The sequence below is a fragment of the Paenibacillus pasadenensis genome, assembly GCF_023715725.1.
GTDB lineage: Bacteria > Bacillota > Bacilli > Paenibacillales > Paenibacillaceae > Paenibacillus_O > Paenibacillus_O pasadenensis_A.
Map to the genome: position 1 here is coordinate 808,191 of NZ_JAMBOT010000002.1, position 24,802 is coordinate 832,992.

The 24,802-nt window shown below is 54.9% G+C and carries 19 protein-coding genes; 13 read left to right on the forward strand and 6 right to left on the reverse strand.

The genetic code is table 11. The features are described from left to right. Positions 1–8: 8 nt before the first annotated feature. The 5 genes from proC to M3223_RS09205 form a co-directional block, all read right to left on the reverse strand. Complete coding sequence (gene proC / locus M3223_RS09185; protein ID WP_251560965.1) at positions 9–914, reverse strand: pyrroline-5-carboxylate reductase; 906 nt, start codon at positions 912–914, stop codon at positions 9–11. Positions 915–980: 66 nt separating this feature from the next. Then, positions 981–2,270, reverse strand: coding sequence for a glutamate-5-semialdehyde dehydrogenase (locus tag M3223_RS09190; RefSeq protein ID WP_251560966.1), 1,290 nt, complete (start codon positions 2,268–2,270; stop codon positions 981–983). 585 nt (positions 2,271–2,855) lie between these two features. Beyond that, positions 2,856–3,959 (reverse strand): glutamate 5-kinase, encoded by a 1,104-nt coding sequence (gene proB, locus M3223_RS09195; protein WP_251560967.1) that lies wholly within the window; start codon positions 3,957–3,959, stop codon positions 2,856–2,858. Positions 3,960–4,323: 364 nt separating this feature from the next. After that, positions 4,324–5,529 (reverse strand): pyridoxal phosphate-dependent aminotransferase, encoded by a 1,206-nt coding sequence (locus M3223_RS09200; RefSeq protein ID WP_251560968.1) that lies wholly within the window; start codon positions 5,527–5,529, stop codon positions 4,324–4,326. Between the two features lie 117 nt (positions 5,530–5,646). Beyond that, on the reverse strand, positions 5,647–6,222 hold the full coding sequence (locus M3223_RS09205; RefSeq protein ID WP_251560969.1) for a hypothetical protein: 576 nt from the start codon (positions 6,220–6,222) through the stop codon (positions 5,647–5,649). 141 nt (positions 6,223–6,363) lie between these two features. Here M3223_RS09205 and M3223_RS09210 point away from each other — a divergent pair, with 141 nt between their 5' ends. Then, a complete protein-coding gene (locus M3223_RS09210) occupies positions 6,364–7,176 on the forward strand; it encodes a carbon-nitrogen family hydrolase (protein WP_251560970.1) in 813 nt (270 codons plus the stop codon). A 2-nt stretch (positions 7,177–7,178) separates the two neighbouring features. Here the strand turns inward: M3223_RS09210 and M3223_RS09215 are convergent, their stop codons facing one another. Next, on the reverse strand, positions 7,179–8,078 hold the full coding sequence (locus M3223_RS09215; RefSeq protein WP_251560971.1) for a LysR family transcriptional regulator: 900 nt from the start codon (positions 8,076–8,078) through the stop codon (positions 7,179–7,181). Between the two features lie 209 nt (positions 8,079–8,287). Between M3223_RS09215 and leuC the strand changes: the two genes are divergently transcribed. The 12 genes from leuC to M3223_RS09275 form a co-directional block, all read left to right on the forward strand. Beyond that, complete coding sequence (gene leuC / locus M3223_RS09220) at positions 8,288–9,709, forward strand: 3-isopropylmalate dehydratase large subunit (RefSeq protein WP_251560972.1); 1,422 nt, start codon at positions 8,288–8,290, stop codon at positions 9,707–9,709. Positions 9,710–9,753: 44 nt separating this feature from the next. After that, the gene (gene leuD, locus M3223_RS09225) at positions 9,754–10,353 is read left to right on the forward strand and encodes a 3-isopropylmalate dehydratase small subunit (protein ID WP_251560973.1); all 600 of its coding nucleotides are present in this window, start codon (positions 9,754–9,756) and stop codon (positions 10,351–10,353) included. A gap of 428 nt (positions 10,354–10,781) precedes the next feature. Next, complete coding sequence (locus tag M3223_RS09230; protein ID WP_251560974.1) at positions 10,782–12,140, forward strand: cytochrome ubiquinol oxidase subunit I; 1,359 nt, start codon at positions 10,782–10,784, stop codon at positions 12,138–12,140. Beyond that, positions 12,140–13,153: a cytochrome d ubiquinol oxidase subunit II gene (locus tag M3223_RS09235; protein ID WP_251560975.1), complete on the forward strand. Its 1,014-nt coding sequence runs from the start codon at positions 12,140–12,142 to the stop codon at positions 13,151–13,153. Before M3223_RS09230 ends, M3223_RS09235 begins: the two co-directional genes overlap by 1 nt. 73 nt (positions 13,154–13,226) lie before the next feature. Next, a complete protein-coding gene (gene cydD / locus M3223_RS09240; RefSeq protein ID WP_251561027.1) occupies positions 13,227–14,981 on the forward strand; it encodes a thiol reductant ABC exporter subunit CydD in 1,755 nt (584 codons plus the stop codon). Next, positions 14,978–16,702, forward strand: a complete 1,725-nt coding sequence (cydC, locus tag M3223_RS09245; protein ID WP_251560976.1) for a thiol reductant ABC exporter subunit CydC — start codon at positions 14,978–14,980, stop codon at positions 16,700–16,702. The genes cydD and cydC overlap by 4 nt, the downstream gene beginning before the upstream one ends. Positions 16,703–16,941: 239 nt before the next feature. Next, the gene (locus M3223_RS09250) at positions 16,942–18,444 is read left to right on the forward strand and encodes an N-acetylmuramoyl-L-alanine amidase (protein WP_251560977.1); all 1,503 of its coding nucleotides are present in this window, start codon (positions 16,942–16,944) and stop codon (positions 18,442–18,444) included. A 17-nt stretch (positions 18,445–18,461) separates the two neighbouring features. Further along, positions 18,462–19,082 (forward strand): GerMN domain-containing protein, encoded by a 621-nt coding sequence (locus tag M3223_RS09255; RefSeq protein WP_251560978.1) that lies wholly within the window; start codon positions 18,462–18,464, stop codon positions 19,080–19,082. Between the two features lie 31 nt (positions 19,083–19,113). Next, positions 19,114–21,819 carry an S-layer homology domain-containing protein gene (locus M3223_RS09260; protein WP_251560979.1) on the forward strand — a complete coding sequence of 902 codons (2,706 nt, stop codon included), beginning with the start codon at positions 19,114–19,116 and terminating at the stop codon, positions 21,817–21,819. Positions 21,820–21,963: 144 nt separating this feature from the next. Then, the gene (nth, locus tag M3223_RS09265) at positions 21,964–22,671 is read left to right on the forward strand and encodes an endonuclease III (RefSeq protein WP_251560980.1); all 708 of its coding nucleotides are present in this window, start codon (positions 21,964–21,966) and stop codon (positions 22,669–22,671) included. A gap of 16 nt (positions 22,672–22,687) precedes the next feature. Beyond that, entirely contained in the window at positions 22,688–22,975 is a 288-nt protein-coding gene (locus M3223_RS09270) for an NAD/NADP transhydrogenase alpha subunit (RefSeq protein ID WP_251560981.1), read from the forward strand. 161 nt (positions 22,976–23,136) lie between these two features. After that, a partial coding sequence (locus M3223_RS09275; RefSeq protein ID WP_251560982.1) for a dynamin family protein occupies positions 23,137–24,802 on the forward strand: 1,666 nt, incomplete at its 3' end.

A 24,802-nucleotide genomic window follows, 5' to 3' on the forward strand; every position in this document is an offset into this window, starting at 1 on the left:
CGGATAGATTAGGCTTTGTCACCAAGCACACTCCTTTCCAGATCACGGCCAATTTCGGCGGCCCGCTCAGCGGAACGTTTCATGCCGCTGCGGAAATGCTGGCCGACCCCATGCTCCTCCATGAGCGCAATTGCCGCTTGAGTTGTACCGCCCGGACTAGTCACCCGGCGGCGCAGCTCGGCAGGCTCCTCGCCGGTAACGCGCATCATTTCGGCAGCGCCAAGCATCGTCTGCACCGTTAATTCACGCGAGAGCCCGCTGTCCAAGCCAAGCTCCACGCCAGCCTGAATCATGGATTCCATGATGTAGTACAGATAGGCGGGTCCGCTGCCGGAAACGCCGGTTACCGCTTCAAGCAGCGGCTCATCCACCGTCACGGTAAGACCGACCGAGCGGAACAGCTGCTCGCCGATCATGCGCTGCTCCTCGCTTGCATCGGAAGAGAAGCTGATGCCGGTTGCGCCAAGGCCGATGGAGCTGGACGTATTCGGCATTGTGCGGACGACAGGCAGCGGCTTGCCGATCAGCGCTTGAATGGTGCGGATGGACAGTCCCGCAATCATCGACACGATGAGCTGGCCTTCATGAAAAATGCCGCTTACGGCACGGATGGCTTCCTCTGCATCTTTCGGCTTCATGCTGAGCACGATTACGTCCGCATCGGACAGCATTTTTGCTTTATCCTCGGGGGACTCCGCTGTAGAAACGCCGTAGCGGTTGCGCAGCTCCTCCAGACGCGGGCCGCCGCTGCGGTTAAACATGCCAATCTGCTCCGGCGGGCATAGGCTGCGTTCCTTCATGCCGCGCGCGACAGCTTCAGCCATGGAGCCGGCTCCGTAAAAACAGAAGCGGAGCTGCTGCAGGCGGGTTGTATGTGCAGCCGCAGCGGAATCTGCGGCAATATGCGATGTCATCGTTGTTAAGCCTCCTTGGTGTAATCAGCGGACTGAGCATTCATAAATTCGAGTTAGGTTTAGGAATCAGCCCCGAATCTGGCCGCTCCCTTGAACGCGGTATTTGGTTGAGGTGAGAGCCGGCAGACCCATCGGTCCGCGCACATGCAGCTTCTGCGTACTAATGCCGATTTCGGCGCCATAGCCGAATTCGAAGCCGTCCGTGAAACGGGTAGAAGCATTGTGGTATACCGCTGCGGCGTCGACGCGATTCAGAAAGGCTGCTGCCGTTTCATCGCTTGCCGTAACGATACACTCCGAGTGGCGGGTGCCGAAACGCTCGATATGCTCCAGCGCTGCCTCAAGGCCGTCCACCACACGAATGTTCAGGACGTAATCGTTGTACTCGGTCGCATAGTTTTCCTCGGTTGCGCTCTCGATGGAAGCCGCTTCTCCAGCAAACCTGATTGCATCCGGCGAACCTTTCAGCTCAACGCCGGCTTCCTTCATCGCAGCTGCAAAACGCGGCATATGCTGCTCGGCAAACCGGGAGTGGAGCAGCAGCGTTTCCATGGAATTGCAGACGGAAGGGCGCTGCACTTTAGCGTTCAAGGCGATGGACAAGGCCATGTCCGCATCCGCGTCTTCATGCACATAAGTATGGCAGATTCCGGCGCCGGTCTCAATGACGGGCACAGTCGCATTTTCGATGACGTTGCGGATGAGCGCTGCGCCGCCGCGCGGAATAATGACGTCGAGCAGTCCGTTCAACTTGAGCATCGCATCGGCGGAAGCGCGGGATGGGTCCTCAATCAGCTGTAATGCTTCAGCCGGCACGTCGGAATGTTCCAAAGCGCCGCGCAGCACCTCAACCAGCTTCAAATTGGTTTGCAGAGCAGCGCTGCCGCCGCGAAGGACGACGGCATTGCCGGTTTTTAAGCATAATGCCGCCGCGTCAACCGTTACATTTGGACGTGCCTCGTAAATCATGCCGATGACACCAAGCGGTACCGTCACTTGCGTAATGCGAAGCCCGTTTGGCCGCTCGATGCTTTGCACCGTGTCGCCGACAGGGTCCGGCAGGGCAATGACCTGGCGCACGCCTTCGGCGATGCCTGCGATGCGGTCCGGGGTCAGCTTCAGCCGGTCCAGCAGGGAAGCGGCGGTGCCGTTATCGCGTCCACGCTGCAGGTCGATCTCATTCGCGTCGAGCAGCTCAGCCGTGCGCTGAAGCAGGGCTTCCGCGATGCGTTCCAGCGCGTTATTTTTCTGTCCGGTTGTCAAGATGGCGAGAGAGGATGCGGCTTTGCGCGCTCTTGAAGCTTTGTCCCTCGCTTCGGCTTGCGGTGTAGCATAAGTAGTGGATTGGGTGCTCATGTATCGTTCCTCCTCAACGGGTTGAAAATGGATTAAATGCCGCTGTTGCGGCAAAAGTGAAATGCTGCGCTGCTGCGGACATTCGCTCGATTGTGAACTTAAAGAGTCAAGTCGGCTAACAAGTGTAAAGGCAGTGTCGTAAGGTCGTTTGACGCCCTTACGGCGAGTGAACCGAGCCAAAAGCAGAGTCGTAAGGTCGTTTGACGACCTTACGGCGAGTGAACCGAGCCAAAAGGGGTGTCGTAAGGTCGTTTGACGCCCTTACGGCGAGTGAATCGAGCCAAAAGCAGAGTCGTAAGGTCGTTTGACGACCTTACGGCGAGTGAACCGAGCTAAAGGCAGTGTCGTAAGGTCGTTTGACGCCCTTACGGCGAGTGAATCGAGCCAAAAGCAGTGTCGTAAGGTCGTTTGACGCCCTTACGGCGAGTGAACCGAGCCAAAAGCAGTGTCGTAAGGTCGTTTGACGACCTTACGGCGAGTGAATCGAGCTAAAAGCAGTGTCGTAAGGTCGTTTGACGCCCTTACGGCGAGTGCCCCGAGCTAAAGGGGTGTCGTTAGGTCGTTTGACGCCCTTACGGCGAAGCCTTAAGCCAAAGTAATCCATTCGTCGCGATGGATTACTTCAATCCTTGTAACCTCCAGCCGACGTCGAACCTCGTCGGAGCCCAGACCGGCTGCTGCTCGCAGCTGCCAGGCGGCATAGTTGACGATGCCGCGTCCGAGCAGCCTGCCCCCGGCGTCCGTCACCTCTACGACGTCGCCGGGATGGAATTCGCCGCTGACGCCGCTGACGCCGGCAGGCAGCAGGCTTTTGCCGCCGCTGATGAGCGCGCGCTCCGCGCCTTCATCAACGGCGATTTGCCCGCTCGGCATGGAATGGAAGCCGAGCCACTGCTTTTTGACGGGCAGATGATGCTCCCGCGAGTCAAAATACGTGCCTTTGCCAATGCCGTCAGCAGCAAGCTGCAGCTCGCCGGGCTCCAGCACACGGCCGATAAATGCCGGTACTCCGCCGCGCATGGCAATCCGCGCTGCTTCGATTTTGGAGCGCATGCCGCCGGTGCCGACACTAGAACCCGCTCCGCCGGCAAGGCCCATCAGCTCGCCGGTAATTTCGCTGACACGCTCTATTTTGCGGGCGTTCGGATCATGGCGGGGATCGGCGGTGTACAATCCGTCCGTATCCGTAATGATAATAAGCTGACGGGCGCCGACCAGGTTGGCGACAAGCGCTGAAAGCATATCGTTGTCGCCGAATTTAAGTTCGTCGGTCGAAACCGTATCATTTTCGTTAATAATCGGAATGACCCGCTGCCGCAGCAGCTCGTCAATCGTCATCATGGCGTTGCGCCCGCGTCCGCGGGTTGTGAAATCCGGTCTTGTCAGCAGCAGCTGCGCGCAGCGGATTCCTTCTGACGCCAGCGCTTCCTGATACGCCTGCATCAAAAGCGCCTGGCCGACCGCAGCCGCAGCTTGTTTTTCGTGCAGCAGCTTCGGCCTCGTCTCATACCCGATTACCTTGAAGCCTGCGGCGACCGCGCCGGATGTAACGAGCAGCACCTCATGTCCCTGCCGGTGCAGAGAGGCCAGCTCAGCGGCATAAAAGGCCAGCTTTTCCTTATTTAATCCGCCCTCGGGGCTTGTCAGCGAACTGCTCCCGATTTTGACGATGCGTCTTTCTCCGCTCATGCCGCAATCTCAACTCCTGCATTCTTATAATGATTCCTTCCCGCCAGACTCCATTCAAAATAAAATGAAAAAAAGCTTTCGTCCACTAAAGGACGAAAGCTTGGAGCTTCCGCGGTACCACCTTACGTTGAACGGCATAAGCCGCTCCTCTCGGGGCCCTTGTAACAGAGGGCACTGTCCGGCTCATCGCCGGGCGCTCCGGGACGGGTGCAGACGGCCTGCGCCGCAGTCTCTCCCAGCCAATGGAGACCGCTCTCTGATGCGCCGCTGATGTCTGGCATTTCCCTTCATAGCGTGTTGCTTATTCCGATTTCAATCAGCATACCATGACACCCGGGCACTGTAAAGCCGTAAAGAAGCCCGATCAGCTGCCGAAAAGCCCCAGCTTTCCGATTCGCGCTACCGCTTCACGCAGCCGCTCTTCGCTGGTTAATAAGCCAAGCCGCACATAACCTTCGCCGTGTCTGCCAAATCCGACGCCTGGAGCGACAACCACATCCGCTTTTTCCAGCACGAGATCGGCAAACGACTCCGAGGTGTATCCGTCCGGCACAGGCAGCCAGCAGAAGAAGGAGCCGCCAGGACGCTGAGCCTTCCAGCCGATGCGGTCGAGCTCTTCAAACAAGGCGTTCAGCCGCGACTCATACTTGGCGCCAAGCTCGCGGACGGACTGCTGAGATCCCGTCAGCGCAGCCGCAGCCGCTTCCTGAATGCCGCCGAACAGGCTGCAGTAATAATGGTCCTGGATGAGATTAATCAGCTCGATGATTTTGGCGTTGCCAAGCGCAAAGCCGACCCGCCAGCCCGCCATATTGTACGTTTTGGACAGCGTGTAAAACTCGACGCCGACCTCCTTGGCTCCCGGGGTTTCCAGGAAGCTGATTGGCCGTCTGCCCTCAAAACCGAGCGCGCCGTAGGCAAAGTCGCTTGCCGCGACAATCCCGTTAGCTGCGGCGAACTCAACCGTTTCGCGGTAAAACTCCGGCGATGCCACCGCTCCGGTCGGGTTGTTCGGATAGTTGAAAAACATCAGCTTGGCCAATTTCCGGTCTTCCTCGCTAATCGCCGAGTAATCCGGCAGGAAGCCGTTCTCCTCGCGGAGCGGCATAAACGACATGCGCGCGCCTGACAGCGAGACGCCGGACCAGTAATCCGGGTAGCCGGGATCCGGAACGAGACAGAGGTCGCCCGGATTCAGCAGGCATTGGCTAATTTCAATCAGCCCGGTCTTGCCGCCAAACAAAATGGCAACTTCCGTTTCCGGGTCGAGCTCGACGCCGTAATCCTCCCGGTACCTTTGCACAACCGCTTCTTTAAGGAAAGGGAATCCGCGAAACGGAGGATAACGATGATACTTCGGGTCGGCAGACGCCTGCTGCATTACCTCTACAATATGGGCTGGCGTCGGGGTGTCGGGATTGCCCTGACCCAGATTGATTACATCCCGGCCGCGCGCGGCCTGGGCATTCGCCTTGCCGACAAGCTTGGCGAAAAACTGCTCCGGCAGCCCTTGCAGCCTTTGCGCCGGCACGATTTCGGGAATGGTGCGGCTGATACGGCTGTTGCTCATGTTCTCATCACTCCATAACTAGTCCTTGCAGAAGCCCGGCAGCTCGCGCAGTTGGTCTTCCAGCATTCTGCAATCATGGTAGCAGAGGATGAACAGGCTGTCGAGGAAGAAACGGCTTTATGGCTGAAGTCCGGTTTTAGCGAAAAATGGAGTCAGGTCCGGCTTGACCGTTAACAAATAGGGCCTCTTTTGAGCGTCGAAAACAAGCAGCTCCGGCTCGCGATCTTTGCAATAGAAGAGAAAAACATCTTCAACCTGAAAAGAGAGGCTGCCTTTTTGCAACTGATAAGGCTGCTCCAGAGGAATTCGGAACACATATCCGCATTTGTCGTTTATCGACAGGCTTGGCGAGAGGCCTTCAACAGTATTCAGCCAATCTTTAGCAATTTTTTGGTAGTCAGCTGAATTATCAAAGGTTTGAACTACTTTTCCGGCGGCAACGTCAAAAATCTGCACCGGGCGGCGCGACACATCTGGCGATGCAGCTGCAAAAGCTTCGGCCATTTCTTCCGGCAAATAAACAGGCCGCAGTTCGTAGCTTTTGTCATCTGCAGGTACGGCGGCAGCAGAGCGGGATGGGGCAATGTCATTGGAAGCGGGCAGGGAGGCATGAGCAGCAAGAGGGGCGGACAGCATGAACACAATAGCTGACAGCAGAGCAAAAATAGCGGGACGTTTAATTCGATTGGACATGAAAACTTCTCCTTTCATGCTGCCAAGCGGCAGCTGAGGCTCCTCCTTAACCTGTCCATCTTGACATCCCACTATGAGGCGATAAGATTAGTACAATTGAAAAAGCCAACGGAATCTGGTTAGGGAAAGGTGCTGGAAGCGATGAAGGAGCAACAACAGCGGCTGCGCGTAGCAGCGCTGCAAATTCATATTGATGCGGGAGAGCCGGAGAAAAACTTTGACCGTGTTCAAAAGAAGCTGAGGGAGGCCGCATCGGCGGCAGTAAAGCCGGATATTATCGTGCTTCCCGAAATGTGGAATACCGGTTATGCGCTAGACCGCATTCATGAGCTGGCTGATGCCGGAGGTGAACGTACCCGGTCAATGCTCGCCGAGTTCAGCCGTGAAACGGGCATTCATATTGTTGGCGGTTCCGTCGCGGAGAAAAAAGGGAACGACGTATTTAATACGATTTATACTTTTGACCGCCATGGGAATGAAACCGGCGAGTATTCCAAAATCCATCTGTTTCGGCTTATGGAAGAGGAGAAGTATCTTGCGGCCGGTGAAAAGCCGGGCATGTTCCAGGTGGACGGGTCCGCAGCCGGGATGATGATCTGTTACGATATCCGTTTCCCCGAGCTGGCCCGGACGCTGGCGCTCGCTGGAGCAAAGGTGCTGTTTGTTCCCGCAGAGTGGCCGAAACCGCGCCTCCATCACTGGAGGTCGCTGCTTATTGCCCGAGCTATAGAGAACCAGATGTACGTAATTGCGTGTAACCGCATGGGTATCAGCGGAGAAACCGAGTTTTTCGGACATTCCATTATAATCGATCCTTGGGGCGAGGTACTGGCTGAAGCGGGGGAAGCAGAGGAGATATTGACTGCGGACATCGATTTGGCGCTCGTGGACGAAGTGCGCGGCCGGATCCCTGTATTCGAGGATCGCAGGCCGCAGCTTTACCGTTTGGAGTAAGGTTACTGCCCGTAGTGTTTGATGACGGCGGCCTTCATCGTATCGATGAAGGCTTCCGCCGCTTTGGACAGATAACGTCCTTTGCGGCTGGCGATAACGAGCGACCGCGACGGTTTGCCGGCAATGGGGCAAAAATGCGGCGTGAACTCGCTGCGGCTGCCGCGCGCAATCATATGAGGGATGAACGCAACTCCCATTCCGGCTGCGACGAGCGACTGCACCGTCTCGATATTGCTGCTTTCGAATACGATGCGCGGCTGAAAGCCGGCTCCGGCGCAAAGGTCGATGGCGATTTGCCGGAAACCCTGGCCTTTTTTCAGCACAATGAACGGCTCGTCCTGAAGCGTCTCCAGATCTACAGGCTCGGTGCGTCCGGCCAGCCAATGGTTAGGCGGAACAGCCAGCGTAATTTCCTCCCGGATCAGCGGCTCGTACACTAGCGTAGAGTCTATGAGCGGGAGCGACAGCAGGCTGATATCCGTTTGGCCGCTGCCGGCGAGCTGCTCCAGCTTGGCGGTTGTATCCTCGATCAGCACAAGGTCGATATCGGGGTACTGCTTGCCGAATTCAGGCAGCACAATCGGCAGGATATGGGAGCCGGTAATCGGCAAGCTGCCGATGACAAGGCGGCCTCGGCGCATATGCGCCATGTCCTCCATCTCGGTTTTAAGCTGCTCGACACTGTCAAGAATAGCCTGGGCCTTGTCGACGAACACCTCTCCGGCATGGGTCAGCTCTACCGAGTTCGTCGTGCGCCGCACGAGCAGGACGCCGATCTCCTTTTCCAGCTTGGACAGCTGCTGGCTCAGCGAAGGCTGGGCGATATGAAGCTTTTCGGCAGCACGGGAAAAGTTAAGTTCTTTGGCGATGTGAATGACGTATTGCAGCTGGCGAAGTTCCATAAAAAGGCTCCTTTTTGAACAATAAAATCCAGACAAACGACCAAATTATTTCTATAGCGTGTACCTATAAACATTATAGATATTATATCTTGGAACAATCAACTCAATCCATGTATGCTAGAAGCAGTTCAATAACCGTTTCTTCACAATTAGTTCACGATTTGTTCACAATTACGATTCGCACTGATACTCATACGGGGTGATACATGATGAAAAAACGCACCATGTTCGAGAAGATTTGGGACAATCACGTTATTCAATCGGAAGAGGGCAAGCCGAGCATCATCTATATCGACCTGCATCTCGTCCATGAGGTTACTTCTCCTCAGGCATTTGAAGGGCTCCGCCTAGCCGGCCGCAAAATCCGCCGTCCGGACCGCACCTTCGCTACGATGGATCATAACGTTCCGACAAAAGACCGCTTCAATATTAAGGACCCGATTTCCAAGCAGCAGGTTGATACGCTGACCCAGAACTGCGCTGACTTCGGCGTTAAGCTGTTTGACCTCAACAATATCGACCAAGGCGTTGTGCACGTAATGGGTCCAGAGATCGGTCTGACCTGGCCGGGCAAAACGATTGTTTGCGGCGACAGCCATACGAGCACGCACGGCGCATTCGGCGCTCTGGCGTTTGGCATCGGCACAAGCGAAGTTGAACATGTAATGGCTACCCAGTGTCTGCAGCAGTCCCGTCCCAAAACGATGGCGATCCGCTTCAACGGCTCCCGCAAGCCGGGCGTTACCGCAAAAGACTTAATTCTGGGCCTGATTGCTCAATACGGCACGGACTTTGCTACCGGTTATGTTCTGGAGTACACGGGCGATGCGATTACCTCCCTGACGATGGAGGAGCGTATGACGGTGTGCAACATGAGCATCGAGGGCGGCGCGCGCGCCGGTCTGATCGCACCGGACAGCACAACGTTTGAATACCTGCGCGGCCGCGAGTACGCTCCGCAAGGCGAAGATTTCGACAAAGCGATTCTCGTTTGGAGCGAGCTTACTTCCGACGAAGGCGCCGAGTACGACACCGTGCTTGACTTCGACGTAGACAGCCTCATTCCGCAAGTTACCTGGGGCACCAGCCCGGGCATGGGCACTGACATTACGTCTGCCGTGCCTAATCCGGCTGACCTGCCGACGGAGAACGAGCGCAAAGCTGCCGAGAAAGCGCTGGAGTATATGGATCTGAAGCCGGGCACGCCGATGGCCGAGATTCCAATCGACTACGTGTTCATCGGCTCCTGCACAAATGGCCGGATCGAGGATCTGCGCGCCGCTGCCGAAATCGCAAGAGGCTACAAAGTCAGCGACCGCGTAACGGCCATTGTCGTTCCGGGCTCCGGCCGCGTCAAAATGCAGGCGGAGAAGGAAGGTCTCGACCAAATTTTCACAGAGGCCGGATTTGAATGGCGCGAAGCGGGCTGCTCCATGTGCCTCGCGATGAACCCGGACGTTCTGCAGCCTGGACAACGCTGCGCATCGACGTCCAACCGTAACTTCGAAGGCCGTCAAGGCCGCGGCGGACGCACGCATCTCGTATCTCCGGCTATGGCTGCTGCTGCCGCTATCGCAGGACGTTTCACGGATGTGCGCGACTGGGAAATCAAACAAAAAGTAGCGAACTAATCTGCGGCAATTCGCAGTTTCATACAGAGGGGAGCACCACGATCATGGAACCATTTGTTAAACATAAGGGCATCGTTGCCCCTGTAGACCGGGTTAACGTCGATACGGACGCTATCATTCCTAAACAATTCCTGAAGCGCATCGAGCGCAGCGGCTTTGGCCAATTCCTGTTCTTTGAATGGCGCTTTGACGAAGAGGGCAACGTGAACCCTAACTTCGAACCGAACAAACCGCGCTACGAGGGCGCATCCGTTCTGATCTCCCGCGCCAACTTCGGCTGCGGCTCTTCCCGGGAGCACGCACCATGGGCGATTCTGGACTACGGCTACAAAGTTGTTATTGCTCCGTCCTATGCGGATATTTTCTACAACAACTGCTTCAAAAACGGCATTTTGCCGATCAAGCTGGGCGAGGAGCAGGTAGAGGATCTGTTCCAGCGCACGGCAGCGCATGAAGGCTACCAGCTCAACGTCGATCTGGAGAACAAGCTGCTGGCCGACGACTACGGCCTTAACCTGCCGTTTGAGCTAGACGAGCACCGCCGCCAGTTCCTGCTGCAAGGGCTGGACGATATCGGCCTGACGCTTAAACATGCCGACGCGATCTCTGCGTACGAGGAACGCCGCCAGGGCGCGTTTGCTTAAAACGCAAATTCCCGCTAATCACTAAATTGAACAACACGCCGTTTGGCTCCTGAAAGGGAGTCAAGCGGCGTGTTTTTGTAGGTAACCTGCATTTGCATTATCATGTAATTGCGAGATGAGGCAATAGCTCTTTCGAGTACTTCCTGTAGTTTTCACCAAGTTTTCAGAAAGAGTTGACCCTTTCTTTAACGTTTAAAGACGAAGATGTGTCATCAGTTGAATTGCCTATAGACAAAGATATAATAATTTTAACGACTAGTTATTCACTCAATACCATGTGCCACAGCAACACAACCATCTTACTTTGTGAAAAAATTCTCAATCCATAAAGCTAAGATTAACGCTGGTAATAAGCCGATATCCCAATTTGGTATTGAATTCTTCAGTTCATCCACACTGTAACAGAGTATGAAAGGAGGCGGTTAACAATGGCAATTGATACGGTATTGTGGAGCAGGCTGGTGACAGGCTTGACGCTCGCGTTTCACGTTATTTTTGCGACGATTGGCGTCGGCGTGCCATTAATGATCGCTATTGCAGAGTTCATCGGAATCCGTAAGAAGGATTACCATTATATCCTGATGGCAAAAAGGTGGGCGCGGGGTTTTGTCATTTCGGTTGCGGTAGGTGTTGTAACCGGTACGGCAATATCGCTGCAGCTGGCGCTGGTGTGGCCGAATTTTATGAAGCTGGCTGGAAATGTCATTGCGCTGCCGTTATTCATGGAAGTATTCGCGTTCTTTTTTGAAGCCATCTTCCTCGGTATTTATTTGTATACATGGGACCGGTTCAAAAATCGGTATATCCACTGGCTGCTGACGATTCCCATTGTTGCAGGGGCGGGTATGTCTGCTGTTTTTATTACGACGGTGAACGGATTCATGAACCAGCCTGGAGGTTTTGTTATGGAAGCAGGCCAGTTCACAGCGGTTGACCCGGTGCAGGCGATGCTGAATACGGCGACGTTCTCCAAGGTATTTCATGTATTAAGCTCGGCGTATTTGACAGCCGCCGCCATGTTAGCCGGAATTGCCGCCTTTGCCATGCTGAGAAAAGGGGTATCCGCATACCACAAAAAAGCGTTGAACCTTATGATGGCGGTCGTTTTGCTGTTCGGTTTGCTGAACACGCTGGCCGGAGATGTGTCCGCCAAGTTTTTGGCCGAGCATCAGCCGGAAAAGCTGGCAGCGGCAGAATGGCATTTTGAGACGGAAAGTAGCGCAGATTTAGTGTTAATGGGATGGCTGAATGCAGAGCACGAGATTTTAGGGGCCATTCACCTGCCGAAGCTGCTCAGCTTCCTGGCCTTTGGAGATTTTAACGCGGAGGTTAAGGGGCTGGAGGAATTCCCCAAGGACGAATGGCCGCCGCTGCTCGTTCACTACCTGTTTGATTTCATGGCCGGCATCGGATTTACGCTGCTCGCTGTTTCGCTCCTGTATTTCCTGTTCTTGTTCTGGAAAAAGCGCAATGAGCTTAACAAGTGGATGCTCCGTATGATCGCACTGAGCGCGCCGCTCGCTTTTCTGGCGGTTGAGATGGGCTGGTTTTATGCGGAGGTAGGCCGCCAGCCGTGGATTATCCGCGGATATATGCGCGTAGAGGAAGCCGCTACAACTTCACCGAATGTAAAAGTTTTATTTTACGTCTTTTTGCTCCTGTACATCGTGCTCGGCATCACATGTGTAGTCGTGTTAAGGCGGTTGTTCAACAATAATCCGGCGGAAGTTGAGATGGAGAAATGGTTGAAGGAAAAGTCTAATCATTCTGAAGGTGATCCGGCATGATGAGTTACGAACTGATTGGCATCTCGGTGCTCTGGTTATTCCTGTACGGCTATTTAATCGTAGCCTCTATTGATTTTGGGGCGGGATTCTTCGCTTTTTACGCACGATTGACGAAGCAGGATCACCTCATAAATCGTCTCATTTCCCGGTATTTGTCACCTGTTTGGGAAATCACCAATGTATTTTTCGTCTTTTTTTACATCGGCATTGTCGGATTTTTTCCGGACACCGCATATTATTATGGCTCCGCGCTGCTTGTTCCGGGCAGCATTGCGATTATTTTGCTTGCGATTCGCGGTTCGTTTTATGCGTTCGAAAATTACGGCTCCAAAAAAAGCATCGTATATTTATTTTTGTACGGAGCTACAGGCTTGCTTATTCCGGCTTCGTTGTCCGTGGCGCTAACGCTGTCTGAAGGCGGCTTTATTAAGGAGCAGGGCGGAGCGGTTACTCTCGATTATTGGACGTTGTTTACCAATCCGTTGTCCTGGAGCATCGTTGGACTGGCGATCGTATCCGTGTTGTTCATTAGCAGCTCGTTCCTGGTATTTTACGCTTCCCGGGCGGAGGATCATTCCGCTTTGAAGCTGTTGCGTAACTATGCCTTGTTCTGGAGCACGCCCACGATTATTCTTGCACTGACCGCATTTATTTATTTGGGTCAGCACAATGAGCGGCATTTTCAAAATATGATGGATTTATGGTGGCTGCTTGCGCTTTCCGTCGCTTTGTTCATGATTGCGATGTGGCTGTTATTTAACGGACGCCGTTACGGATTAGCATTCATATGCGTGATGCTGCAATTTTTCTGCGCCTTTTTCGCTTACGGAATTGGGCAATACCCGTATATTCTCGATCCTTATATTACGATTCAGAGCAGTGCAACTTCACCTGCGATGGGTCTGGCGTTAGTTGTTGTGTTTATCGGCGGTTTGCTTCTGCTGATCCCTTCCCTGATTCTGGTCTTCAAGCTTTTCCTGTTTGATGCGGATTATGTGAAAGGGAAAAAATAAAGCGCTGCAGGCTTATTTAAAGGAGGAGAGATCAGTGAAAAGGAACCGGAAATCCAGCCTGATTTCTGGGCAAATGTCCTCCCAAAGGAAAAACATGACCCTTCTCGCGGTCATTTCACTTGCGCTCGGTGCAGCTATTGTAAGTCAGGCTGGACTGCTTGCTGAAGCGGTGCAGCGGGTTTTTGTGGAGAAAGCCGGCCTTTCCTCCGTTAGTTTGCTGCTCGGCCTGCTGCTGGCTGTTATGGTTGTGCGCACGCTGTTGTCTTATGGAAACGGCAAAGTTGGCCTGCGAATGGCTGCTGCTGCCAAGACGAATATGCGGGCGTCCGTACTAAAAAGCTTGACCCGTGCCTCGATCGCTTCAACCCTTCGCGGACAAACGGGAGGAAAGGTTAGCATTGCGCTGGATGCTGTCGATGAGGCTGACAGCTATTTCAGCCAGTACATGCCGCGTATGATGGAAGCTGCTTTGATTCCGGTTCTGATTTTAGTCGCTTCCTTTATGCTGCATGCCAATACAGGTTTCATCATGCTGTTTACAGCACCGTTTATCCCGTTGTTCATGATTTTGGTCGGACTGAAAACAAAGAATAAATCCGAAGAAAAATACGCTTTGATGGCCGAGTTTTCCGGAACGTTTCTGGATTCTCTGCAAGGGCTGGTAACGTTGAAAATATTCGGACGGGCGCACCGCCAGCAGCAGGAGATTGAACGCAGCAGTCTTGGTTTCCGTGACGCCACGATGGGCATTTTGAAGATTGCGTTTACGAACACGTTTATGCTGGAATCAATCGTTATGTTAAGTATTGGCATAGTCGCTCTTGAGCTGGCCATCCAATTACTCGTGTTCAAATCCATGACGTTCCATACCGCCTTTTTTGTATTACTGCTCGTTCCCGAGTTTTACAGTCTGTTAAAAAACACGGGAACGGCCTTTCACAACGGCCGGACAAGCATGGGGGCGGTTCGCAAAGTGGAAGGGATACTCCAGGAGACAGCGGAGCAGGGCAGAGAAGCAGATGAAGAAGCGGGCAGAGCCGATGGCATCCAGTTGGAAGTTTCCCAAGTCTTTAATCCTTCCATGCCGCCATCTATAGAGCTGGACTGTCTCCAGTTTCAGTACGCTCGGGATTCATTCATGGTTGAGACGGGTCGAATTTCATTTGGTCCGGGAGAACACATCGCTATTGTTGGCAAAAGCGGTTCCGGCAAAACGACCTTGCTCCATCTCATTGCCGGATTGCTGAAACCGGAATCGGGAACGGTTCTCGTAAATGGAAGACCGCTTTCGCAATATGATGAGAACGTATGGTTCAAACATATCAGCTACATTACGCAGCATCCGTATATTTTTGCAGGCACATTGGCTGAAAATATTGGAATTGGCGCAGGCGGGAGCTTCACCAGGGCTGAAATTGAGCGGGCGGCGGAGGAAGCCGGGCTTGCAGCGCTTGCAGCCCAGCTGGAGCATGGATTGGATACGTTTGTCGGCGAGGGCGGCAGGGGACTGTCAGGCGGAGAAAAGCAGCGGCTTGCCTTGGCGCGCGCCTTTTTAAAGCGGCCTCTTATCATCTTGTTTGATGAACCTACGGTTGGTCTGGATTTGCATACCGAGCGAGTACTGCAGCATTCCATTGCCAAGCTGGCGCAAACGGCCACGATAATTACAGTTGCGCACCGGCTGTATACGATTCAGAAAGCCGACAAGATTTTGTTTATGGACAATGGAGCTTTGGCGGACTTTGGACGGCATGAAGAGCTGCTGGAGCGCTTGCCTCAGTACGCTGAAATGGTTGATGTCCAACGGAAAGGAGGATTGTCATCATGAACGGACTGGCTGTGCTGTCAAAGGCGATGTTACAGGAGCGCAAAGATATCGTCCTCTCGATTTTAGGCGGATTTATCGCTGGCGCTGCCGGCGTTGCGCTCTTTTCCACAAGCGGGTATATGATTTCGCAAACGGTATTTGCGCCGCCGCTTTATACGTTGATTGTACTGACCTCGATGGTCAAGCTGCTTGGTCTGCTGCGCGCGGCAAGCCGATATGGAGAACGGCTGTTTTCTCACCGGGCGACGTTTTCCATGCTTAGCCGTTTGCGAACATCCTTTTTTGCCAAGCTCATTCCATTAACGCCCGGCATATTGAACAAAAATCGAAGCGGCGATCTGCTTGCGCGAATCGTCGGGGATGTAGAAAGCTTGCAGCATTATTTTTTGCGGGTCGCCTATCCGCCGATTATGGTCGTTATGGTGTTTTTGGCTACGGTGCTGTTTACTTCTTTTTTTTCGTTCTGGATTGCCGTGCTGTTTGTGCTAGGCATGCTGGCAACGGCATTTGTTGTTCCGGGAATTGTTATGCTCGGGCAGCGGAAAATGCATGGGAGCGTTCGCGAGCAGCGGGCGCTGCTTTCCACGGAAGTCACCGAGGTGTTGTACGGTTTCCGGGATTTGAAGGTATACGGGCAGTTGGCACAGCGAGAGGAGCAGCTTCAGCAGGCTTCCGCTGTATTGGCGACTGAGCAGCAACGGGCAGCCGGGCATTTGCTGCGGGGGCAATCGCTGCATGCGCTGGTTACGTTCCTCATTTCCTGGGCGGTGCTTGCGCTTGGAGCCTTTTTAATTGCGGACGGAGCGCTGGCCGGGGTGTTTCTGGCGATGCTCATTATGGCCTCGTTAACCGTGTTTGAAGAAGCAGTGTCAATGGCTACATTACCTGCTTACAAAGAGGACAGCGAGCACGCCGCTAAACGGCTGACGGAGACGGTTCAGTCCGCGGACGAGCAGACAGCGCAGCCAGGCGGCGCGCTGCCTGTTAATCAAGCCGTTTCGATCGAGCTGTCCGGTGTTACGTTTCAATACGAAGGGGAGTGGAGACCGGCGATCAGGGACCTGTCTCTGCATATTCCACGAGGCACGAAAACGGCGATTGTCGGGCCGAGCGGCTCGGGAAAGTCCACGATTATCGAATTGCTGCTCAAGCTGCGTACTCCAGCGGCTGGCGATATACGATTAAGCGGCGATTCGGTAAAAGCACTGGATGAGGCAAACATTTGGCAGGCGGCTAACGTAGTGCTGCAGCAAAGCCATTTTTTCCGGGGAACGATCCGCGAAAACCTTCTGCTAAATGAAGAACTTACTGACGAACAGTTGCTGGATGTGCTGCTTAAAGTGCAGCTGCCTGATAAAGCATTGACCGATATGGTGTATGAAAAAGGAGAGAATCTGTCGGACGGCGAAAAACAGCGGCTGGCTCTGGCGAGAGCAATGCTCCGCAATGGACGGTTATGGCTTCTGGATGAGCCGACTTCATCGCTGGATTATGTGACAGAGCAGCATGTATTAAACCATCTCTTCGCACAAGCCGCCGAAGATACGCTAGTTCTGATCTGCCACCGGCTTGCCGGACTGGAAGCGATGGATCAGATCGTGGTCATGGACCAAGGCAAAATAATCGAGGCAGGCTCCTATTCGGAGCTGATGGGGCAAAAAGGCTATTTTTATGAGATGAAAAAAATCGAACAGCAAATGATCGGTGAAGCCGGAGAGTAGAGGCCTGAGTTTAAGTCTGCTTAAAATCATTCCCTGATGAAAAATCATCAGGGGATTTTTTTACGATCTGAAAGAAAATCATTTTGAGCAAAATTACTTATACGTAAAAAATGTTGCCAAGGTTCCCTTATTTTCGCAACTTTTCGAGCCTGTTCGCGTCTACATAATTGCCTGACTTTGCCAATGCCACTGCCGCCGGCGAGGGCAAAGCGGGTGAATCCGGTTTTTAGAGGTGAATGATGAAAAAAGCAGTACTGATGTTAGTGTTTCTGGTAGCGGCTATATCCCTGTTTGCATCGGTCTCGTCCGCTGCGAGCAAGGCTCCTAAGCTGTTCTTGAACGGCCAGGAGCTGCAGTCGGCAACGGCGCCAAGAGTCGAAAAGTACACCACGTACGTTCCGATTCGCACGGTAGCCGAGGGGATTGGTTTTGACGTTAATTGGGACAAGGCGGCAAAAAAGGCAGTCATACATAATGGAGACAGCCTGATCGAGCTTATCGTGGGGAGCAAATCCGCTCTCGTTAACGGCTCGAAGGTACCGCTTGCCACGCCGGCGAAAATTGTCGGCAGCGGATCCGCCAGCACGACGATGGTACCGCTTCGCTTCATCAGCGAAAACATGGGACTGAAGGTATATTTCGACTCTCCGTCGAATTCAGTCTTTCTGTACCAGCCGAATGATGTTAATCCGGAGCAGCCGGACGGCGGGGGCAATGGAACAATTCCGGGAGAAGATGACAACAATGAACCCGGCGGCGACGGAAACACAGGCGAGAACGGTAATTCTGGCGGTGGCGATAACTCCATCCCGGCAGATGCCGAAGCATTGATCACGTCGATCCAGTTTGACGGAATCGGCACGACAAACATTGCTTATGCGGGCAGCGCAACGGTTGGCGAGCCGCAAATGCTGAGCAATCCGAACCGGCTGGTGCTCGACATTCCGAAGGCGGCGTTTACGGAAGGCTTCTCACCGGGCTTTACGGCTACGAACGCCAAAATGGGCGAGCTGGTAACGGAAAATGAGCTTTTAACTAAAGTGCGTTTTTCCTATTATTCGGACAAGCCGTCTACCGTTCGTGTCGTTTGGGATCTATCGGCGGCGGCGCAGTATACGATCACTAAATCGGACGGTTTGATCCAGGTTAGCATTCTCGGTTCGTTAGAGAATGTACCGCCAAACCCGACGACGCCTGACGGCGACAAGATTTTTAAGGTTGTTATTGACGCCGGCCATGGAGCGCATGACCCGGGTACGGCGAGCGTAAGCGGTAAAGTCGAAAAATCATTTAACCTTGCCATAGCGCTGAAGGTCAATGAGCTGCTCAAAAAAGAGCCGCGCATCCAGCCTATACTGACGCGCTCGGATGACACTTTTGTCACGCTTGACGAACGGGCGGCGATGGCCAACCGTCTGAAAGCGGACCTGTTCCTCTCCATCCACGCTAACGCGCTTAAGGGCTCGCCAGCGTCCGGCACGGAGACGTTCTACAACCGCGCTGACAGCAAAACGTTTGCCGACATTATTCATAAACATCTGCTGGGCGCAACCGATCTTCCTGACCGTAAAGTAAAAACAGCCGGATTTGTCGTGATCAAAAAAACAACGATGCCTGCCGTTTTGACGGAATCCGGATTTTTGACCAATGCAAAAGACGAGGCCGTGCTTTTTAATGAAGCCAAGCAAAACGAAATTGCCCAGGCGCTCGTTGATGGTATTAAGGAATACCTGAAGCTGTAAGGAGGCGACAGTCAGCCATGAAGCAGCCAAGCCGATTCAAACTGGCGGTGCTGGTCGCAGCAGCCGCCACTACGTTAACCATTGCCGGATGCGGCGCGAAGGAGCCGCTTGACAGCGGCAACACGGGCTCAACCCCGCCTCCTTCGTCCACCTCGCCTTCACCGCAGGCTGCAGAAGGAGCAGGCGAAGGAACGTCGGCGAATGGCGGCAAACAATCAGGCTCCAGCCTGATCAAGCAAAAGATTGTCATCTATCAGACGGATGCCGAGCTGACAGAGCTGAAAGAGCTCAAGACGGAGATCAGCTTCCCGAAGGAAGAGAAAAAACTGCAGGCGGCGCTTGAAGCGCTCGCCGGCGACGACCGGGACGGCGCTCTATCCTTGTGGCAAGGCGTTAAGCTGAATTCCGTCAGCGTAGTTGACGGAGCAGCGAAGGTAGATATTACAATTCCTGCCGACTCGCGCCTTGGCGGACCCGGCGAGCAGCTCGCGCTGGACGCGATGGCCAAAACGGTCTTCCAGTTCAAGGATATCCAATCGCTCGACCTGCTCGTAGATGGCGAAGCCGTCGACAGCCTCATGGGCCATGTCGAGCTTCCGCACCCGATTAAACGCAGCGACTACGACGCTGCCAAATAAGTATTCCATTCATAGGGGAGAGCCGAACAAAATGCCACTGTCCACTAAAGCCTATCGTATCGCTACGGGCATGATCGCCCTCTCCCTCCTGGTTGGAGGACCTGCCGCTGCTTCTGCAGCGGCTTCTTCCGTGTCAGGGGGGACGCCTGTGTCTGCCGCAGGCAATTCTTTTTTTGCCGATGTTAAAGCCGGCCACTGGGCGGAGCGGAGCATCATGAAGCTCGCCCTGCAGGGCATTATCGTCGGAGACAAAGGGAATTTCCGCCCGTCCGCTTCGGTTAGCCGCCAAGATGCGGTCATCATGGCGCTGCGTTTTATGGGCAAAAACAAAGACATTAATGAGGACCAGCTGGCAGTGTTTCCCGACGCATTCAAGGTGAGTGAATATGCCAAGCCATATGTCGTGCTTGCATTCAAGCTCGGCCTCCTGAATCAGGAGGAAGAATTCAAAATCGCTGAATCCCAATCCAAACAGGACTGGGGAAGCACGCCAGCTTCGCGCGAATGGATTGCCAAGCTTATGATCAAGGCTGCAGGCAAAAACGATCTGGCGGTGGAGCTTGCGTCCAAGGGCTCGTCCTTCCAGGACGCTGCCTCGATCAGCAAAGGATATGCCGGATATATCAATGCAGGGGTTTCGCTTGGACTGATCAAGGGAGTAACTCCTCAAAAGTTTGAGCCGCTGGCAGCGGTCAACAGAGCTTCAGCAGCCATTATGTTCAGCCGCGCCCAGCTGCATGCTCCAGTCGTTTATCCGGGCCAAACGGAAGGTGTGCTGACAGCGGTTAACGGCTCCACGCTTGTTCTATATACGGATGATGGCGTACGGTCCTTTAACTTGGCTGCGGATGCGCGTTTTTATCGTTTTGACAGCGAAGCCGCGCTGAAATCCTCTGCCAATCTGCAGCTGTATACTCATGTCCAGGTATTGGGTGGCGGTGCGGACGCATTATATGTGGAGCAAACGGATGCGGAGCAGCAGGTGAAGTCTACGGAGGGAACCGTAACCCTCGTGTCTACTGCGAACAATAAAATATGGATTACCGACGGCAACGATATGCAGGCGTTCGACTACGACAGCAATCTGGTTGTCAAAAATCAAGAAGGCGCCAAGCTTTCTCTGGCCGATTTAAAAAAGGACAGTCAAGTCATTGTGCAAACCGGCACATTCCGCGAGGAGCCGATTGCGCTTGAAATTACCGTCAAATCGTCGCCGGTCAACAAGGAGTCCAGCGGCACGGTTGTATCGGCTGCAGGCGGTGCGCTCGTCATCAAGACGGCTTCCGGGGCCGATGAGACTTGGCCGGCTGGAACGGATGTTGTTGTGCTCGGCTGGGACGGTCGCGCTATAGCTGAAGGCGTTTCCGGCCTGAAGCCGGGCGACGCGGTGAGCTATGTGGTCAAGGACAGCCGGATCGTATCCGTGAAGGTGACGGACACATCCGTCCGCAGCGCCACCGGCACGTTCAGCGCGATTGCGGGAGATATTTTGACCTATGTGACAAACGGCAAGCTGCAGTCGAGTTATTTGGCCGATAATGTGACCTTGGTCATTCCGGGTGTTGAACAGCCGGTGCTGACCGACCTCTACAAAGACGATCAGCTTGAGCTTGCGCTGGACGCGGCAGGAAAAGTAACGAATATTACCGTCAAAAACCGCTCGCTCAGCACGCTGACTGGCGCAGAAATTCTTAATTACAGCCAGGATCAGAAGGCTCTGACCGTAAAGGGTACCAACGGCAAGCTGGTTGCGCTCCAGCTGACGGACAAAACGAAGGTGGAGCTGAACGGGACGTTAGTACCGGTGACAAGCGCGTCTTCGTTGCTCCGTCAAGGCCAGCGCGTTACGGTCGGTTATTCCGGCAGCGACGCGGTGCTAATCCGCTTTGTTTACCAATATTCCGGCACGGTCGGACTGCTGAATACCGCCACCAAAACGCTGGCCCTGTCGCTTGACGACGGCAGCTCGGTGACGCTTCCTTTTGACTCTCTGTCCGTAGAATGGTTTGGCAAAACTGGCGCCGTGCTGGCTGACGTCAAGGTTGGCATGAAAGTTACGGCAGCGCTGGACAGCAACCAGGCTAAGGCGGTCGGCCTTAAAGTCCATCAAAACGTTCAGTACAAAATCTCGACCGTTGATGCGGCCGGCAAAATGCTGGGACTCCTGCCGGCAGCAGGCAGCGGCATTACAATTGGCGCGGGCAGCCTCTCCCTTAAAGGGGACGACGGCGCCGCCATTCCGTTTAGCGCTTTTGCCGCCGGACAGACGGTAAATGTTACTTATGCGGGTCAATCACCGGCAGCCATTCGTCAAGTGTTGGTGCGCTACGGTAAAATTACGGCTGTGTCGGCCGATTCGGTCACGTATCAGGAATTCGGCGGCTCTAGCCGTACAGTATCGCTTGGCAGCGGTTATTCCATCATTAAAGACGGTGTTACGGGCAGCTCTTCTGCCGTGCTGGCTGTCGGTGACCGTATCGAAGTCCGGAAAAGCGCGGATGGTGCTGTTGTCATCGAAAACAACGGCGGCATCAAGCGGAACTTCTGGAAAATGGAAAACGGGCAGCTGCTTACGAAGCGCACTTCGCTCAGCGACAGCAATTACCGCTTTACGCTTGGCGAACAGCCGATTGTAACGGCAGGCGGCCAAACAATCGCGCTGGATTCACTGAAGGACGGCGACTCCGTTACGCTTTATGTGTTTGGCGGGAAGCTGCTTGAAGTGGTGAAAGGGTAAATAATCAGGCTTAATCGTGAAATTTTCCTTACAGAAGCGCCCGCGGGCGCTTCTTTTTTTGCAGATAGGCGGAAATTCGGTTGCACCGGGCGGGCAGATTCGATACACTTTGAACGATAGTGCAACTAGGGAGAGAACATTCCAATGAAGGCTTCGGATAAAATCCGGTTTATACTGGATACGATGGCGGAGATGTTTCCTGACGCTCACTGCGAGCTGAACCATTCCAATCCGTTTGAGCTGACGATTGCGGTGCTGCTGTCCGCTCAATGTACGGACGAAACGGTAAATAAGGTGACGGTTGATCTGTTCCGCAAATACCGCAGGCCCGAGGACTACCTGAAGGTGGAGCTGTCCGAGCTGGAGCAGGACATCAGGCGCATCGGGCTGTTCCGCAACAAAGCCGCGAACATTCAGAAGCTTTGCCGCCTTTTGCTGGAGCGTTACGACGGAGAGGTGCCTTCAACGCATGAAGAGCTGACCGAGCTGCCCGGCGTTGGCCGCAAAACGGCGAATGTGGTCGTCAGCAACGCTTTTGGCGTTCCGGCGATTGCGGTGGACACACATGTGGAACGGGTATCGAAGCGGCTTGGCCTGGCCAAACCGGATGATTCGGTGCTTGAGGTGGAAAAAAAGCTGATGCGCCGTGTGCCGCGCGAGGAATGGACGTTAACGCATCACCGGTTCATTTTTTTTGGCAGGTACCACTGCAAGGCGCAGCAGCCCAAATGCGAGATTTGCCCGTTGCTCGATTTGTGCAAAGAAGGTCAGCGCCGTATGAAAGCGGCCTCCAAGCCCCAACCTAAACGCAAACCGGCTGTCTCCGCCAAACGGAGCGCCTCAAACCTTTAAGCGAAGGATGATGACAATGAAATGTATTAGCGTATTCACCAATGACTTTGGGCTGTTCTCCGATATTTACGAGCAAGTTATGACGTCCCCTCCGGGCGAAAATGAAGACCTCGTCGTTGAGGGCGTAACCGTCAGCGGCTCCGGCGATCTGCCGGCTCAATACCTGGAGCGTATGCGCCAGAAGCCTGAGGTTGTTGTTATGCGTGAAAAACAGCGCAACATCACCATTCTGCAGCACGGCAACGTGTTCGAAATCTGCATCCCTACGGATGAAGACACGGACGAAGAAGTTCCGGCTGTATAACATGCCTTGTCGGCGGATTGAGCCAGATGCGCCGGGAAATCCGGCCATCTTGCCATCTTGTCTGAAACGATGAGCCGTCCCTGCCGCCGGGGACGGCTTTTTTTGCGGAATGCCGGAGCGTAAGCCGCTTCGGCATGGCGGACGGGAGAGGAGAAGAGAACTTGCGGCAATTGGAACAGGCAACAAGACATATGGACAGAGATTCATTCGTCAGTCTTCAGCAATCGGCGCGAAGCCTGGCCGGAATGCTGGCGCAAGAAGGAGCGGAGGAGCTTGCAGGACGCTCCCGGCAGCTGGAGGATAAGCTGGAGGCCGCGTTGCTGACCGTTGCGTTCTGCGGTCATTTCTCGGCGGGTAAATCAACGCTGGTCAATGCGCTGTGCGGAGCCAGGCTGCTTCCGTCCAGTCCGATCCCGACGAGCGCTAATGTCGTCACAATCCGCAGCGGCGAGCCTGCTGGCGCTGTCATTCACGCCATTGTTGACGGCAAGGAGCAAATCATACAGGCGGACCCGCTGCGGCTGGAAGATTACTGCAAAAACGGCGAGGTTTTCCGCAGCGTGGACATCACCTATCCGGCGGAAGGACTCGGCAGACAGACTCAGCTGCTGGATACGCCGGGCATCGACTCTACGGACGACGCTCACCGGATGGCTACGGAATCCGCGCTTCATCTCGCGGACGTCGTGTTTTACGTGATGGACTACAATCATGTGCAATCGGAAATCAATTTTGAATTTGCCAAAGGGCTGAAGGACTGGGGCAAACCGCTTTATCTAATCGTCAACCAGATCGACAAACACCGCGAAGAGGAGCTTTCCTTTGCGGCATACAGACGAAGCGTTGAGGAAGCGTTCCGCAGCTGGCATCTGGAGCCGGCGGGCATCCTTTATTTGTCGCTGCGGGAGCCGAATCATCCCTACAGCGAATTCAGCGAGCTGAAGCGTCTGCTGGCGGTGCTGGAGGAGCAGCGGCTGGAGCTGGCGGAATGGAGCGTTGACGCTTCGCTGCGCCATTTGGCGCGCAGCTTCCTGCGGCTGCAGCTGGAGCGCGAGGAGTCGGAACGGGAGCGGCTGGACGAGGCGGCCGGCCCGCCGGAGCAGCGCCGGGAGCTGGAGCGCTCTATAACGGCGCTCCAGGAAACGCTGGCTGGCGCGGAGAACGGGCCGAAACGGCTGGAAGAGGAGCTGCGCGGCGATATTGTCAAAACGCTCGACAATGCCAATCTGATGCCGGCGGCGACCCGCGATGTGGCGGCGGAGTTTTTGGAAAGCCGCAAGCCGGGCTTTAAGGCGGGGCTGCTGTTCGCAGCCGCCAAGACGGCTGCGGAGCGGGAACGCCGCGCCGCAGCGCTTGTAGAGGAGCTCGGACGGCAGGTGCAGGCCGAGGCGGCCTGGCATTTGACGGCTCTGCTGCGCAAAGCGGCGGACCGCGAAGAGCTGCAAGGCCAGCGGCGGCAGGAGTGGGAGCGCCAGCTGGAAGCCGGGTTGGCGTGGCGGCCGGACGCCGAATGGCTGTCGGCCCGCGTCAGCAGCGGAGCGGTATTCGGCGGCGAGTACACCATTGTGTACTGCCGCGAGGCTGCCGCGGAGATTAAGGCGCAGCTGCGTCGCGGCGCGTTCGAGGCCGCGGCGTCGCTTGCGGCTGAAGCAGCGCCGCGTTATGCGGCCGCGGCAGAGGCTGCCGGCGGCGAGCTTGCCGCGCTCGGCGGCCAGGCGGCGGCGCTGGCGCAGCTTGCCGCGCTCGGCGCAGCCGCCGCGCAGCGCGAGGCGCGCACGCTGGCGCAGCTGCCAGCGGCGGCGCAGCGCCCGGCGCTGCCTGCGCCGC

Bases quoted from the DNA above. Each gene is read 5' to 3' on its own strand.
- proC (WP_251560965.1), bottom strand. From the start codon at position 914: ATGACATCGCATATTGCCGCAGATTCCGCTGCGGCTGCACATACAACC.
- M3223_RS09190 (WP_251560966.1), bottom strand. From the start codon at position 2,270: ATGAGCACCCAATCCACTACTTATGCTACACCGCAAGCCGAAGCGAGG.
- proB (WP_251560967.1), bottom strand. From the start codon at position 3,959: ATGAGCGGAGAAAGACGCATCGTCAAAATCGGGAGCAGTTCGCTGACA.
- M3223_RS09200 (WP_251560968.1), bottom strand. From the start codon at position 5,529: ATGAGCAACAGCCGTATCAGCCGCACCATTCCCGAAATCGTGCCGGCG.
- M3223_RS09205 (WP_251560969.1), bottom strand. From the start codon at position 6,222: ATGTCCAATCGAATTAAACGTCCCGCTATTTTTGCTCTGCTGTCAGCT.
- M3223_RS09210 (WP_251560970.1), top strand. From the start codon at position 6,364: ATGAAGGAGCAACAACAGCGGCTGCGCGTAGCAGCGCTGCAAATTCAT.
- M3223_RS09215 (WP_251560971.1), bottom strand. From the start codon at position 8,078: ATGGAACTTCGCCAGCTGCAATACGTCATTCACATCGCCAAAGAACTT.
- leuC (WP_251560972.1), top strand. From the start codon at position 8,288: ATGAAAAAACGCACCATGTTCGAGAAGATTTGGGACAATCACGTTATT.
- leuD (WP_251560973.1), top strand. From the start codon at position 9,754: ATGGAACCATTTGTTAAACATAAGGGCATCGTTGCCCCTGTAGACCGG.
- M3223_RS09230 (WP_251560974.1), top strand. From the start codon at position 10,782: ATGGCAATTGATACGGTATTGTGGAGCAGGCTGGTGACAGGCTTGACG.
- M3223_RS09235 (WP_251560975.1), top strand. From the start codon at position 12,140: ATGAGTTACGAACTGATTGGCATCTCGGTGCTCTGGTTATTCCTGTAC.
- cydD (WP_251561027.1), top strand. From the start codon at position 13,227: ATGTCCTCCCAAAGGAAAAACATGACCCTTCTCGCGGTCATTTCACTT.
- cydC (WP_251560976.1), top strand. From the start codon at position 14,978: ATGAACGGACTGGCTGTGCTGTCAAAGGCGATGTTACAGGAGCGCAAA.
- M3223_RS09250 (WP_251560977.1), top strand. From the start codon at position 16,942: ATGAAAAAAGCAGTACTGATGTTAGTGTTTCTGGTAGCGGCTATATCC.
- M3223_RS09255 (WP_251560978.1), top strand. From the start codon at position 18,462: ATGAAGCAGCCAAGCCGATTCAAACTGGCGGTGCTGGTCGCAGCAGCC.
- M3223_RS09260 (WP_251560979.1), top strand. From the start codon at position 19,114: ATGCCACTGTCCACTAAAGCCTATCGTATCGCTACGGGCATGATCGCC.
- nth (WP_251560980.1), top strand. From the start codon at position 21,964: ATGAAGGCTTCGGATAAAATCCGGTTTATACTGGATACGATGGCGGAG.
- M3223_RS09270 (WP_251560981.1), top strand. From the start codon at position 22,688: ATGAAATGTATTAGCGTATTCACCAATGACTTTGGGCTGTTCTCCGAT.